A 14,816-nucleotide genomic window follows, 5' to 3' on the forward strand; every position below is an offset into this window, starting at 1 on the left:
CTTCCTTGGGGAATCCCAGAATGCCATCGAGATCCAGATCTGGGTATCCCTGATCGCACAGCTCATCCTACTGGTAATTAAAGAAAGGACAGAACGTAGATGGGCCTTTTCAAACATGGTATCCTTTATCAGGAACCACGCTTTAACTTACATCAATCTCTTTAAGTTCCTGGATAATCCAAACGTAAACTGGAATAAGTTAACATTGGGAGATCAAAATCAGTTAAATATCTTTCAGACATGACCATGCTATCGGCATTAAACAGAAAAACATCGTGCAATAGAAAACAAATAACCTTTTTTTNTAAATTCAAGGTCAATTTATTAATTTGCCACTATGAGCGTAATGAATATGGATTTGGGCAATAGGATTATGATAATAGGCTCCTGTGGAGCGGATAAAACAACCCTTTCAAAGCAATTGGGAAAGTTACTGGCACTGCCTATCATCCATCTAGATAAAGAATACTGGAAACCGAATTGGGTCAAATCATCCAAAGAAGAATGGGAAGCAAAACAAAACAAATTTGTGGTTAAATTGCATATTATACAACAATTTATGTAAGTTTGTTATAACCCAATCTTCAAGGAATGGAAAAACTAACCGCCAAAGCGAGTATTCAAATTCAGAAACCCATCAATGAGGTTTTTGAAGCTATTGTAGATCCTAATAAAATAAACCACTATTTTATTAAGTCATCTACAGGGCGTCTAGAAACTGAAAAGACTGTTGAGTGGAATTTTCCTGAGTTCCCAGATAAATTTCCAGTCACAGGAAAAAAGATTATTCCCCATACCTATATTTCATTTGATTGGAGCGGTGGCAAAGCTAACCAGCTAGTCGAAATCAACTTAACGCCATTCGGAAAAGATGCTACCATCGTTAAAATTGTGGAACACGAGATGAACCATGACGAAGAAGGGGTATTAACCATGATGCGCCAAACAGAGGGGTGGGCTAACTTCCTAGCCTGTTTAAAAGCCTATCTCGAGTATAACATTAATCTCCGGACAGGCGCATTTGATTTCATGTTCCAATAAGGAATAAATGAAACAAATTCCTGATCTGTATTTCCAATAATCTAGCAGAGAGAAGTCCGTAGTCCCGCCACGGAGGTAATAATACAAGGATAGCTTTTCGCGGTTAAAATAATCCGTCTTGCGTTGTTTTACACGCATTTATTCTCTTACATTTGCCTTATTTAAAATTATTCTTAATAAATCGTTATGTTTATCTATAGAGCCACTCTCGTTTTTTTATTATCTTTTAGCACTCTATCTCTTTTTGCCCAATCAAACGGACAAATAAAAGCCAAAGTAGTAGACGCCAGCGGGCCCCTGGCACTCGCCAATATTTTGTTATTGGAAGATAATGAAGGCAACAAAAAGGTTAAAACAGCAGTAACCGATTCAAACGGTTTTTTCCTATTGAAAGTTCCTCTAGGTAGTTATATCCTCCAAATCAGTAATTTGGGTTATGAAGACTATCGGCATGAGGCCATCGTTTTAACAAGTCAACAGCGCACGTATGATTTAGGAGAAGTGCTTTTGTTGGAAAGGAATACCTTATTAGAGGCGGTGACGATAACCTCCAAAAAGCCTTTGATAGAACAAAAAGCCGACCGCCTTGTGATGAATGTAGAAAATAGTATACTGGCAGAGGGCAATACCGCCATGGAAGTTTTAGAGCGTGCGCCGGGTGTCATGGTTGATAATGACGGCAATTTGAGCTTACGTGGCAAGCAAGGGGTCACGGTACTCCTCAATGGCAAACAAACCTACCTCTCACAAAAGGATCTAACTAATTTACTACGCGGAACGTCTTCTGCTTCTATCAGTGCTATTGAGGTAATCAACGCCAAGGGATTGGCAGCTCGCTGATAACAAGCTTGAACGAATATTGCAGGGCAAAAAAATATGCAGAAGTATTTGTTCAGGCTGATAAAGTAGATCATCATGCCGTAGAATTTTATCGATCTACCGCTCCTTCAAACGAGTTAGAAGCCATTCAATTTGCTTACCAGCTGTAAAGAAACAATTCTGCAAATCATGAACGGTAATTTATGTTCATATCGTGTTTTATCCAAATAAATCGCTGTTAAAACTTTTATGTGAGAAAAGATTTCTTACCATTATACCTTAAAAATAGTTATTTTTTAAGGTATGTGATAGGGTAGATAACTATTTTAAGGTCAACATAGATGTTGACCTTAAAAATAACTTGTTTTTGAGGTAGCTAGATATAAGCTTGATTATTTTGAGGCGAGATCGTTATATCACCTTAAAAACTGTTGATTTTTAAGGTGAATCAACTGATTTTTTGCTATATTTGTTGCATGGCTTATCCAATTAATCCTGACAGAACAAAACCATGGAACAATTTACCAGAACTGCCTATAGCATCCGGACTTTACCAATCGATTGAAATATACGAACAACTTGGTAATACGAAGGCTGCACTAGGACGTTTACAAGGACGAAGTATTGCTATACCAAATCAAGGTTTGCTAATTAATTCTATTAGTTTACAGGAAGCGAAAGCATCAAGTGCTATTGAAAATATATTCACAACAGATGATGAACTTTATAAAGCCTATAGTGAACAGCAATTTAAACAACTACAAGGTCCAGCTAAAGAGATTTTAAATTATCGTGAAGCATTATGGACAGGATATGAGTATCTTCGTGATGTACCCAGATTTGACGAGGAGTATTTCATCAAAATATACCGTGTGGTAAGTCAATTTAATGATGGTATCAGGCCGCCTGTCGCACAAATTTACATCAAAGAAGGAGGGAGTGGGCCTAATGCTGGTAAAGCTCATTATACGCCCCCTAGAGGAAAAGGGATTGTTGAATCAAAATTAAAAAATCTGATTGATTTTCTAAATGATGATGACCGTTATCAAATAGATCCATTGCTAAAAATGGCTATAGGTCACTTTCAGTTTGAAGCAATTCATCCTTTTAGGGATGGGAATGGCCGAACAGGTCGTATTTTTAATATTCACTATCTTACAAAGAAAGACTTACTTGATTATCCAATACTGTTTATGAGCCGTTATATTATGGAACATAAAGATGAATATTATGCTGGACTCTCGGGCGTTACGCAGCGTGGTAACTGGAAGGATTGGTTGCTCTTTATGTTAAAGACAGTTGAAGTTACTTCAAATCTTACCTACAATAAAATTAATGATATTATTGGAGCGAAGGATGCAATTTTGGAAGCTATAGTACAACATGGGGGTATTAACAGACCGGAACTTTTGGTAAATGCACTCTTCACTCAACCTTTTACCCGAGTAAGACATCTTACAGATCTTCAATATTATGCTGAGAATACGGCTAGGAAATATTTGGATGAACTTACTATGCTTGGCGTATTAGAAAAGCGAATGATATCGGGAAGTGCCTATTATCTGAATTTAGAGCTTTACCGTATTTTATCGGAATAAATCGCTGTTAAGACTTAAGCTATTATGAAAATTCTGTTTGCATTTGTTTTTTTCTCGATGGTACAAATAGCTTTTGCTCAAAACTATGATGCCCTAATTGGCCGGGCAGCAGAAGCTTTGAACCAAAGGAATTATTGTAAAGCATTTGATATTTTTAAAACCGCTCTAGTAGATTCTACAAAAGTAACACCTTATGATTATTATGCAGCCGCAATTTCTGCAACCAACTGTAATGATGATAAACAAGCACTTTTGTGGTTATCCAAGGCACAGATAAAAGGACTTGGACTGGCAAAAGAAGATATTCCTTATATTGAGAAAGATAGCAGTTTATTCAAGCTTCATGACTATACTGAATGGCTGTTATTTATTTCTAAGATGAAAAAGTCATTTTCTGACCAGGAATCAAAAAAGCTCAAAAAAGCTGATGAATGGCTAAATACCATCTATGTAAATGCTATTCAACCCAAAGGGAATCGTAAATTCAACAAACCTAATAGTGGATTTGCCTTATATTTTACAAAAGTTGATAGTCTTCATGTGCCTTATCTTGTATATGTACCGAAAACATATAATAGACTAGCGCCAACCAAAACAATTGTCTTTTTGCACGGTGGAGTGGTCAGTTTAGATGACTTTATGCACAAGGATCCTGAGTTTGCAAATGAACCTATTTTTTCAATTGGAGAGAAATTTAATGCTATTGTTGTTTATCCTTTTGGTAAAAAGGATTTTGGATGGGTAGGTCAAGAAAAAGCTTTTAAAAATATTTATACTGTACTTGACCAAGTCGAACAGGTATATAATGTTGACTTAAAGAACGTTTATCTAGGAGGAATGTCCAATGGAGGTACCGCTGCTTTTTGGTTTGCCTCACAAAACATCAATAGGTTTAAAGGTTTCTTTGCAATTTCTGCGCTACCAAAGCTGAAAATAGAAGAGATACGCTTTAAAAACTTGGCTCAAGGAAAACCATTTTATAGTATTAATGCCAAAGATGATGATGTTTATCCATATAATAAGGTGCTTGAAATATATAATACAACTAAATCAGTTGCGAAAGATTGGCATTTTCAAACAATAGAAACAGGAGGCCACGGGTTTATTTATGAACCGGAAAAAGGTATCCAAATTTTGGATAAGTTCTTTGGGGAGCTGTTATCAAGATAACCTGTTTTAGCACACTCATTTTATTAACCATGAGCTGTGTGTGAGAAACACATTATTTAGATATTAACGAAGTGTATACGATAAGTACAATAAATAATCTGTACAACTAACCTTATGCCGGATACACTAAAACAAGGTGCTGATATCAAGTTGCAGAAATTCCTGCCAGGGCAAACTGCTATCGCCTACTAACAGAACCCGATCGGGCTTTTGGGTTTTCTGAAAAACTTGCATTCCAGAGGTCGTTTGCGCCTGTCCACTCTTTACCTCTATACCGACTACTTTACCCCGATATTCCAAAACGAAATCCACCTCATGGTTTCCTTCACGCCAATAATAGACCTGAAAACCAGAAACATAAGCGCTATTAACGAGGTAGGCACCGATGACCGATTCAACTATTCTTCCCCAAGCATCGGAACGAGGTCGTATTTCTTGAAATGTTTCTGCCCGCTGCGCACTGATAAGAGCGGTATTGTGCACTTGAAATTTGGGACTGGATGACCGTTTGCGTATCAGTTTGCTATCGAATTTTTCCAATCCACTCAATAAACCAGCAGTATCGAGTAGGGTAAGATAATGCGCGAGAGTTGTAGTGTTACCAGCATCTAGTAGCTGCCCCATGATTTTGGTGTACGAGAGTATCTGACCGGAATAATTGCATCCAATTTCAAATAATCGCTTCATTAGTGCGGGTTTATCTACGCGGGTAAGCATTAATATGTCTTTCGAAATGCTGGTTTCAATCAATGAACCGACGACATATTGTTTCCAACGTTCTTCATCGGAAATCAAGCTAGCCGAGCCTGGATAACCACCATACCAAGCATATTCATCGGCAGTCCAACCGAAGGCTTGATGCATCTCGGTGAAAGACCAATGCCCCATGTAGCTTGTTTCAAATCTTCCGGCTAATGATTCGGTTAATCCTCGTTGGAGAAGTAAACGGGAGGAACCTAATAAGATAACTTTTAGATTGGTATTTGTCCGGGTGTCTGTATCCCAAAGTAATTTAACTGTTTCGCTCCAATTGTCTATTTTTTGGATTTCATCGATAATCAACAAAAAATCAGGACTTTCCTTCCGCTGCATTTGTATACGCGCGGCGTCCCATTGCGCTGAAAGCCAGCTCTTATCAGAAGCAGGTACAGCATCGGCTGAAACAAATAAATAGGGTGTAGTTATTTTTTTTGTGAGTTGCATAACCAGTGTGGTTTTACCAACCTGGCGGGGGCCCATCAGTACTTGAATGAATCTTCTAGGTTCATTTGTCCTTTTTTCAAGTGTCTGTAAATAAGGTCTTTCGAACATTACTTTTAATTTACTCAATACGTTGAGTAAAATTACTCAATATATTGAGTAAATCCAAAATAATGAACAGTGATGGCTCCTGGTTATTCAGAGACAGCTAGAATAGAATATTTTGTAAGAGTAATAGTTTCATGTCCATCACCTTTTCGTATTTCAAGAACTCCATTATCTTTGTTAATCGAAAAAGATTGTTCACCTCATAAGAAAGCGGGAAACCTTACAGATTAGGTGGGGAGGGCACAATGGATGAATTTAGATACGATGGATAATCAACATAGAAAATGGTAATCAGAAAAGCAAAGCCTGAAGAATTTAAGATCATTGTATCCCATATTTTATTGGCAATGGATGAGTTAATGTATCATTTTACAGGTGGAGATTCCAAAGAAGGGGCCATTCAATTGTTGGAGAAGTTGGCACGGGGAAAAGGCAATCAGTATTCATATGAAAACTGTTGGGTAGCGGAAGACGAAAATGGAATTGCAGGAAGTGTGATCGTGTATGACGGAGCTAAACTGCACCAACTTAAGGAAACGGTAATTAGGGAAATTAAATCCATGTTTAACATCGATTTCCATCTCGAAGATGAGACGCAAGCAGGCGAATATTATATAGACAGTATCGGGGTGAACCCAAACCGGCAAGGCCAGGGAATTGGTTCCACAATATTCCAATTTCTGATAAACGAATATGTATTTAATAGAAAGGAAACCCTTGGATTATTGGTGGATAAGGATAATCCGAAAGCCAAAAAGCTGTATCTGAATTTAGGATTTGAAAAGGTGGGTGAAAAGACATTAGCGGGAAAATGTATGGAACATCTCCAATATCGCACGGGCAATAAAAATTACTTGAAATAGGCTACGATGAAGATTCTGTGTGCATTTATTTTTTTTCGATGGTACAAATAGCTTTTGCTCAAAACTACGATACCCTAATCGGCAAGGCGGCAGAAGCTTTGAACCAAGGGAGTTATTGTAAAGCATTTGTCCTCTACCGGCACTAAGCATGATAACTGCGAGTTGGTTGCTGACCCTAATGGTTTAGCCCTGTAAAACCAGACTTAAAGCTTGTCTGCTCGGTTTCCTCAATAGATATAGCTGATCTTTTTTATCCTATTGTGAACTAGAGAGATTAAATTACTAAATATGCTTCATTTTTACTAGGTTTGAACAAATTTTCAGCATGGCTAACGCAGAACCCTACGCGTCTTTTAAATACCCAGAATTTAATCGCTTTCTCCTCGTACGTTTTGCCATCGTATTTGCGTGGTCTATGCAATTCGTGGTGATTGAATGGGAGGTTTATAATATCACGAAATCTCCTTTGGCCTTAGGGTATATCGGACTCTTAGAGGTAATCCCCGCCGTGCTTATGGCACTCTTTGCCGGGCATGTAGCGGATAGAAAAGATAATCGAACATTATTGATGAACTGCATTACCGGCTTTTCGCTGGTTAGTTTGGGATTGTTTTTATTGACTTGGCCAAGGGTTGTGGCAGACCTTTCTCCCAATAAGGTGCTCATCGGTATTTATATATTGGTTTTCATGGGAGGTTTTGTAAGGGCTTTTATAGGGCCTACCGTATTTTCGCTCATGGCATTTATTCTTCCGAGAAGATTGTACCCAAATGGCGCTACCTGGAACAGTACTGCAGGACAATTGGCCCGCGTATTAGGCCCTGCTTTAGGTGGTTTTACCATTGGCTTAATTGGTGTTCACTGGTCTATGTGTGTCATATTTGGCTTTTCTCTGTTGGCTTTAATTACCTTAACCGGTATTGGTAAAAAACCGATAGTGAATAAGAATACAGACCAATCGGTTTGGAGTAGCTTAAGTGAAGGGTTACACTTTGTATTCCGCGAAAAATCCGTCTTAGGCGCAATCACACTGGATATGATTGCAGTATTGTTTGGTGGTGCAGTGGCCATTTTGCCGGTCTTTGCCCAAGATATTTTAAAAGTAGGGTCGGAGGGATTCGGTATATTACGTGCGGCACCGGCAGTGGGTACCTCCTTGATCATGGTGGTATCTGCCTACTTCCCTTTGTATAAAAATGCTGGCATGAAGCTACTATCGGTAGTTTTTGGTTTTGGTGTATCGATTTTAGTTTTTGGCATGTCTACCAACTTTTGGCTTTCTGTTGCGGCTTTGTTCTTTAGTGGCGTAACAGACGGTATTTCGATGATCATTCGAGATACGATTTTACAACTACGAACACCGGATGCTATGCGGGGTAGGGTCGCTTCTGTAAATGCAATATTTGTAGGATCATCCAATGAATTAGGAGCCTTTGAGAGTGGCCTCACAGCACGCTTGATGGGCACCGTGACCTCCGTGATTTTTGGTGCTAGCATGACCTTAGTCACCGTAGTGGCTACAGGTGTGGGATTACCTGCATTTAGAAAATTAGATTTAGAGCCGGACCTTAAAAAACAATTGGATTAATTCTTGCCAATTTCAGTCCTTCTAATCCGGCTCAGGTGCGGGTACTGCTCGTCACCGCTAAGTTTTAACAGCATCACGGCAATTCACCCATCTTTATATTGCGGTATAGCCGCCATCAATGGTGTAATAACTTCCGTTAATAAAGGTCGACGTATCCGCACTTAAGAACAAGACAAGGTTGGCTACTTCTTCTGCTTTTCCAAGTCGACCGATTGGATGCTTACCTACTAAAGCTTGTTTCTTCTCTGCATCCAACTGATCAAGTAATGGTGTGTCGATATAGCCAGGCCCTACGGCATTCACGCGGATATTTTGAGCGGCATATTCCACCCCGAAGTTGCGTGTAAGCCCTAAAACGGCATGCTTGGACGCTGCATAGCCAACCGACTGTGGTACTGCCGTAATGCTATGGATAGAACCTACATTGACAATGGCACCTCCTCCGTTTTTCAGCATTTGGGCCGTTGCATATTTGCAACCGTAAAATACTCCGTGGAGGTTGATGTCAATAATTTTCTTCCAACCTTCGATGCTCATATCCGCCCCAAGATTGGCTTCTCCTCCAATACCGGCATTGTTACAGGCAATGTCTAGTCGACCGTACTGCGCAACCGTTTTGTTTACGAGGTTTTCAACATCTTCCGGTACGGCAGTATCTGCCCGAACATAGATGGCGTCTCCACCATTATTGGTTATTTCTGCTACCACAGCTTGGCCGTGCTCGTCATTTACATCAGAAATGACCACTTTTGCGCCTTCTTTTGCATAACGTAATGCAATTGCTTTCCCAATACCAGAACCTGATCCAGTCACATAAGCGACTTTATCTTTTAAAATACTCATGCTTGTAATTTTTTATTTATCGTATACCAGTATAACACGTAGCTGGCTGCAATTGTTCATGGGCGTAATGGTAAATTCATAACGTAATTTTTTCCTTATGCAACTCTTTTCCATATAGATCGATTACCCGCAAATAATAGCTTCCTTTATCTAAAAAAATTTCAGTTGGAGCTATTTGTTGAAGAACTATATTCATAACTGGAACGGTCAATGTACCGTATTGATCAAATTCATGGCATTTAACAATGGATAAAAGCGATTGTGTATACTTTTGCCCGTTAAGCGTTAGCTTATATGGTTTTTTGCCACTGTGAAACAGCCACCTGGCATACTGGCCACCAATCCATTCCGTATTAGGAAATACTACCGTGACATCCGATTTTACTTTTGTTTGACTAAATTTTTGATAGGTATTTGTGCTGCTATTTTTATAGATAACCGGTTTAGTTATGGTTTTTCTAAGCTGACGGAACAGTGCTGGTGTTTCACTATTGATGGCTTGGTTAATGCAAAAGGGATCGATACCGCTCAACGTTTTAAACCGATAAGCCATCCAGTTTCTTTCGGGATCTTTTGTAATATGACCATGTCCGGCATATACAATGGCTTTCGCCTGCGGATGTTTTTTTAAGGTTTCGTAAATGACTGTTGCCTGGTGTTGCTCGCGCGAGGGTGCGCCATCGCAAGGATCCTGATAGCAATCGTAGGGAACCAGTTTAAACCCTAACTGAATGGCCTTACGGATCAGATTGCCATACATCGGTTCGGAGGTATAAAATCCCGAAGTTTGCAGCGGAAAACCTCTTTCATTAATACCGTCTTCACGCAAGCCTTCCATAAATAAGTAGGTAAAACCTGCCGCTTTTAGAGTAGGTAGTAAGTTCATCAGAAAAAGCCGCCCGCGAGGATCAATATGCGATTCATTCAGCATGATCACCTGATGCTTTTTGGCAACGGAAGCTAGTTCTTCTATCGCATCTACCGCAATATAGTTCGTATCAACAGGAATTTCGATGTCCTCCTGATGGGGATCAATATAAGTGCTTTCATTGGCTTTTACATCTCCTACAAAAGAACTAAAGGTAGTGAGCATGGTTCTATTCGCGTAATATAATGCCTGATCGGTTGAATCAATTTTGGTATGCCGACTTAGGTAATAAGGAACTAGGTAATTATGGCTACTTGCTTCATAGCTCTTTAAAATGTGCGTCATTGGATCGGTGTTCGCCTTTTGGAGGTATTTGGTAATAGAATCCTGCGTGAAAGGAACATTGTCTGAGGGGATAGTTTGTGCCGTACACGAATGTACGTAGCAGTGTATAGCCAAAACAAACAAAAAAGAAAAGCTATTGATGAGCATAATGAACGGTATTGATCTTGAGTAAAGATACAACTAAATTTTTAGTTTAAAAATAATGTTCATGGTCTATTCATCGTATATCCGTTAAAAGTCTATTAACTCTTCTTTCCGATCCAACCCAGATGGGTATGTTTAAAATCATCACTAAATTTTAGTCCGTAACCAAGAGCCCGGTCCATAGCGGAATGTCCAAATAAAATAATCCCAGATAAGGCGAGTGCTTGGTTATTGAACCAATATCCCAAAAACAAAATGATAATAGCCACGAATTTGTGATGAAAAGCGTTATAGAACCCGGCGCCTATTTGAGGATTGGCCAAATACCCTATCATGGAAAGGTCAGGCAACAATAAACAGGCAGGAAAAACCCACCAGCTGTAGTCTAATTGACTGAATAGGAATATAGAAAGAAAAAGCTGCCCTAGCTCTTCTAGCTTTAATAGGTTATTCATTGTTCGCATTATGGTAATTTGATGTAAGCTTAGCACTAAAGATAGTGCTTTGCCAAGCCGATGACAAACCTAAGGGGAGTTTTTTGTCAGATTCCGTGCATGAGCTTGTTGTAATACGATTCATTAATGCCAACGCAATACCGTCTAACAATGTCTTCTACTAGATAAGCGATCTTCATATGTTATGATGAACAGATTTCGTAAGTTTGTTTTGTAGGATATTACAAAACAGTAACACCATGATAAAGATAAAACGAATCGTTGCTATTGCTATATTAATATTTTTCGCGTCGTGTAAATCACAGCAGGCAATTGATTTGAAGGATGCAATCTCTGCTAATGACGAACAGCTGAAAAATATTATGATCAGTGAGGGAGGTGCAGAAGAAGAGAAACTAAATTGTTTGATAAATAAGGATTTTGAAGGGGCATTGGCAGCGATTGATAAACAGGAACGGCAATTTGATAGCTTGATAAAGAAAACATCGTCCCTCCCTGTAGAAGGAGTGAAATGGGGAGATTCTCTACAAGTAGCAGCTATTAACTATTACCAAGCGCTAAAGACCTTACATATGGCCGATAGAGCGGAAATTGCACAACAAGTAATAGCCTATAGCGATGACACCGCAAAAGTAAGGATGGCACAAGATAAAATCCTGGAATTGTCAAAGGAAAAGCAGCAATTATTCCAGGAAGTATTCGACAAAGATAACAAAATGCATACGATCCTCGTTCGTTTCAACGAAGAGCATGGTCTGTAAGGATTCATATTATATCTGTAACATCGTATAAGGTATAAATCATTCATCGCAATAGACTTTAAATATCAATACGCTGAAATCGATTCGGGAACTTTAATTTATAAAAAATGTTATACGAATTTCGGTGCAGGTTTCATTCTACCTGTTCTAACCGATCCTTTTCCCGTATCCGTGATCCAAACAAAGCGTAATAAAGCATCAATAACTCACACACAACCGTCAACATCCAAGTCCAGCGCCAAGACCCCAATAGATCGGCCAGTCCACCTTGTATCAGGGTGAAGACCGCTCCACCGAAAACAGCGGATATAAAAACACCGGAAGCTTTGGAGGTATATTGGTTAAGTCCTTTAATAGCCAGCGAATAAATGCAGCTCCACATAGACGAATGTAATAGACCAATGGCCACCAAAAACCATAGGTTTTGTGTCATCATACTGGTTAGCGCTAATGCGGTGGCCAGTAGAGTGGTGGCGGTAAGCTGTGCCCGAGCGGAGATATGACTGAAGAAGCTCGATATGGATCGCCCTACAAGGAATCCACCCCAATAAAGCGTTGAAAGTAAGGCATGTATTCCGAGGTCGATATTGCCGAATACCATATCGGTTTTTCCGAAAAAGGTAATAGGATGGCCACTACGCATGAGCTCAAACGCATGTAGGTTGATGTTGGCACCAATGGCTACTTCCGTTCCTACATAGAAAAAGATGGCCAGCACTCCTAAAGCAAAATGCCGAAACGACCAAATGCTTCTTTCCAGCTTTTCTCCCGCTGATGCACGAGTATGAGCAATATCGGGTATATGCAGTTTGCGGGTAATGAAATACACCACACCTATACAGCAAATAATGAGCATAAAGGGGATAATCAACTGCTGAATGTGTATGTTTTCTATGGATATCCCGCTGAAAATAATCGCCGTTACAAAAAATGGTGCAGAGGTTGTTCCGATGGAATTGATGGCCGTGGTGATGTTTAAGCGTTGTACGGGTTGCGTACCGGAAAGTTCGTATGAAGCCACATAGGGATTAACAACCACTTGGATAACGGCAGCAGCGGTTCCCATCAGATAAGATCCCAATAGAAAAATGAAAAAACCGGCGGGAATACTTGCATCGCCGTGATGTAGGCTGATATCGGGATATTGATAGCCAACTAGCGACGACAGTAGGTAGGTACACAAACCGGAAATCATGAACAATAAGCCGCGTAAAATGGTCTTTTTATAACCGAAAGCATTCACCCATTTACTGCCAAGTGTACCGTTAATTAAGTAACCTAAAAAGAAAAAGAAAGAAATGAGGGTTGTTAACGTGTTCTTGAGCTGACCGGCATGCTGCAAAAAGGTAAATTGTAAGGGTGCCTGTAATTGTTCGTTAACAGTGGTTAAGAAGCCGACGAGAAAATAGATAAAGGTAACGATGAGGAAGGGCAGCAGAGAGACTTTTTGCGTTGTTGATGTCATATACGTTGTCAGGTTTTGCGTCTGCAATTAATGAAGGATGGCGTTCAATGCAAGGGTGATGCCTTTTTCTTTTATGTTATTTACCATGCTGGTGAATAGAGAGACAAAGTGAGCTGCTGTTTTTAGCGCTACACTTTGGAAGGCCGAAAGATTCAAAAAATCGATTGGATCGTCACTGGCGATGAACTTTTTATCGGCTGCCGTTAACCAAGGCTCGGCAATTTCAAAAGAATTTCCCTTTTCATCTATTTGATATTTTAGATAGTGTCTATAAGAAGCGAACAAAAAAGCAACGCGGCTAAGGTCTTTTTGGTCGCGCACCATCTTGGCAAGGTTGGGCATGAGGTATACCGGAAATTTGGAAATACCATCAAAACATAAACGGCTCACTTGGTCGCTTACAGACTTATTGGCAAAACGTTCAAGGAGGGTTTGTTTATACGCATCGAGATCGGTATGGGGAGGTGCAGGTACATAGGGGGTGATATCCATATCCATGAATTGACGGATGTACCGAACAATAGCTTCATCCTGCATGGCTTCATCTACTTTGCGATAACCTTTAAGGAAAGAAGGATAAGACAGTAACACATGGGATGCATTTAAAAGGCTTAGCTTCATGTTTTCATAGACCGTAACGTCCTTAGTAAATGCTACGCCTACACGTTCTAAGGCAGGCCTGCCTGCTACGAAGTTATCTTCGATGACCCATTGGCAAAAATCTTCGCAATAAACGGGCGCTTTATCGTCTAATCCGCTCAACTTATTCAGTTTGTTGACATCTTGGGCCGTGGTGGCCGGTGTGATGCGGTCTACCATGCTGTTGGGGAAGGTGACGTTGGCGCTTACCCATTGGGCTAGCAGCGGATCTTGTGCCTGTATAAAGGACAGAAAAGCTTCTTTTGCTGTATTTCCATTATGCTGTAGGTTGTCGCACGATAGGATGGTAAGACCTCCATGCTTATTGGCCCGACGTTGACGTAGCCCGGCAGCGACAAAACCGAATACGGTGCTGGGTTGATCCGGATGGGCAAGGTCTTGTTTGATTTTTTCATCATCGAGGTTAAATCGATTACTTTCTTTAATTAAGTTATAACCACCTTCAGTAATGGTCAGCGTCATTATTTTAATGGAGGGGTCGGCAATTTTTTCGATAACTGCCGCTGGTTCTTCGATGCCCCAAATTAACGCGCCCAGGGATCCAATGTGATAACATTCATCTTGGCCATCTCTTCCGAAAACGGTAAGACTATACTTCAGGTCTTGCGACCGGAGATTTTCGACAATTTGCTGATCGGATGGCAATAAGCAAATGCCACATATGCCCCAAGTTTGCTGGTCGCTATCTGCTAATAATCGATTGATGTAATACTGCTGATGCGCCCGATGGAAGTTGCCGACGCCAATATGAACAATGCCTGTTTTAATCTGGTCTGGGGGATACGTATAGGAAATAATATTCATCTTAACTGCTTATTAATTGGTTTGTTGAGTCAATTTCAACACAACGGCGAGACATCTCAATGATGATCACCTAGCGTTTACTAA

15 protein-coding genes and 1 pseudogene are annotated in these 14,816 nt (G+C 40.0%); 10 read left to right on the top strand and 6 right to left on the bottom strand.

Annotated elements, in window-relative coordinates:
• The 7 genes and pseudogenes from ABD930_RS00760 to ABD930_RS00790 all read left to right on the top strand — a co-directional run.
• A pseudogene (locus tag ABD930_RS00760) lies at window positions 1–244 on the top strand (IS4 family transposase); the annotation flags it as partial.
• A 93-nt stretch (window positions 245–337) separates the two neighbouring features.
• Complete coding sequence (locus tag ABD930_RS00765) at window positions 338–565, top strand: P-loop NTPase family protein (protein WP_345229763.1); 228 nt, start codon at window positions 338–340, stop codon at window positions 563–565.
• A gap of 26 nt (window positions 566–591) precedes the next feature.
• Window positions 592–1,041: an SRPBCC domain-containing protein gene (locus tag ABD930_RS00770; RefSeq protein WP_345229764.1), complete on the top strand. Its 450-nt coding sequence runs from the start codon at window positions 592–594 to the stop codon at window positions 1,039–1,041.
• A gap of 186 nt (window positions 1,042–1,227) precedes the next feature.
• Window positions 1,228–1,881, top strand: coding sequence for a carboxypeptidase regulatory-like domain-containing protein (locus tag ABD930_RS00775; protein ID WP_345229765.1), 654 nt, complete (start codon window positions 1,228–1,230; stop codon window positions 1,879–1,881).
• An 8-nt stretch (window positions 1,882–1,889) separates the two neighbouring features.
• The gene (locus tag ABD930_RS00780) at window positions 1,890–2,030 is read left to right on the top strand and encodes a hypothetical protein (protein WP_345229766.1); all 141 of its coding nucleotides are present in this window, start codon (window positions 1,890–1,892) and stop codon (window positions 2,028–2,030) included.
• A 306-nt stretch (window positions 2,031–2,336) separates the two neighbouring features.
• Window positions 2,337–3,458, top strand: a complete 1,122-nt coding sequence (locus ABD930_RS00785) for a Fic family protein (protein ID WP_345229767.1) — start codon at window positions 2,337–2,339, stop codon at window positions 3,456–3,458.
• 24 nt (window positions 3,459–3,482) lie between these two features.
• Window positions 3,483–4,628, top strand: coding sequence for an alpha/beta hydrolase (locus tag ABD930_RS00790; RefSeq protein WP_345229768.1), 1,146 nt, complete (start codon window positions 3,483–3,485; stop codon window positions 4,626–4,628).
• Between the two features lie 126 nt (window positions 4,629–4,754).
• Here the strand turns inward: ABD930_RS00790 and ABD930_RS00795 are convergent, their stop codons facing one another.
• Entirely contained in the window at window positions 4,755–5,939 is a 1,185-nt protein-coding gene (locus ABD930_RS00795; RefSeq protein WP_345229769.1) for an ATP-binding protein, read from the bottom strand.
• A 281-nt stretch (window positions 5,940–6,220) separates the two neighbouring features.
• Here ABD930_RS00795 and ABD930_RS00800 point away from each other — a divergent pair, with 281 nt between their 5' ends.
• Entirely contained in the window at window positions 6,221–6,799 is a 579-nt protein-coding gene (locus tag ABD930_RS00800) for a GNAT family N-acetyltransferase (RefSeq protein ID WP_345229770.1), read from the top strand.
• Window positions 6,800–7,124: 325 nt separating this feature from the next.
• Window positions 7,125–8,387 carry an MFS transporter gene (locus ABD930_RS00805; protein WP_345229771.1) on the top strand — a complete coding sequence of 421 codons (1,263 nt, stop codon included), beginning with the start codon at window positions 7,125–7,127 and terminating at the stop codon, window positions 8,385–8,387.
• Between the two features lie 93 nt (window positions 8,388–8,480).
• Here ABD930_RS00805 and ABD930_RS00810 read toward each other — a convergent pair whose 3' ends face one another.
• The 3 genes from ABD930_RS00810 to ABD930_RS00820 form a co-directional block, all read right to left on the bottom strand.
• A complete protein-coding gene (locus ABD930_RS00810; protein WP_345229772.1) occupies window positions 8,481–9,230 on the bottom strand; it encodes an SDR family NAD(P)-dependent oxidoreductase in 750 nt (249 codons plus the stop codon).
• Between the two features lie 76 nt (window positions 9,231–9,306).
• Window positions 9,307–10,590 (bottom strand): hypothetical protein, encoded by a 1,284-nt coding sequence (locus ABD930_RS00815; RefSeq protein WP_345229773.1) that lies wholly within the window; start codon window positions 10,588–10,590, stop codon window positions 9,307–9,309.
• Window positions 10,591–10,685: 95 nt separating this feature from the next.
• Entirely contained in the window at window positions 10,686–11,042 is a 357-nt protein-coding gene (locus tag ABD930_RS00820) for a DUF4260 domain-containing protein (protein ID WP_345229774.1), read from the bottom strand.
• A 239-nt stretch (window positions 11,043–11,281) separates the two neighbouring features.
• Here ABD930_RS00820 and ABD930_RS00825 point away from each other — a divergent pair, with 239 nt between their 5' ends.
• Window positions 11,282–11,803, top strand: a complete 522-nt coding sequence (locus ABD930_RS00825) for a hypothetical protein (RefSeq protein WP_345229775.1) — start codon at window positions 11,282–11,284, stop codon at window positions 11,801–11,803.
• 133 nt (window positions 11,804–11,936) lie between these two features.
• Here the strand turns inward: ABD930_RS00825 and ABD930_RS00830 are convergent, their stop codons facing one another.
• Entirely contained in the window at window positions 11,937–13,268 is a 1,332-nt protein-coding gene (locus tag ABD930_RS00830) for an MFS transporter (RefSeq protein WP_345229776.1), read from the bottom strand.
• Window positions 13,269–13,295: 27 nt separating this feature from the next.
• Complete coding sequence (locus ABD930_RS00835) at window positions 13,296–14,732, bottom strand: mannitol dehydrogenase family protein (protein WP_345229777.1); 1,437 nt, start codon at window positions 14,730–14,732, stop codon at window positions 13,296–13,298.
• Window positions 14,733–14,816 lie beyond the last annotated feature (84 nt).

Origin of the sequence: Olivibacter ginsenosidimutans (assembly GCF_039542865.1) — a bacterium.
GTDB classification, from domain to species: Bacteria; Bacteroidota; Bacteroidia; order Sphingobacteriales; family Sphingobacteriaceae; genus Olivibacter; species Olivibacter ginsenosidimutans.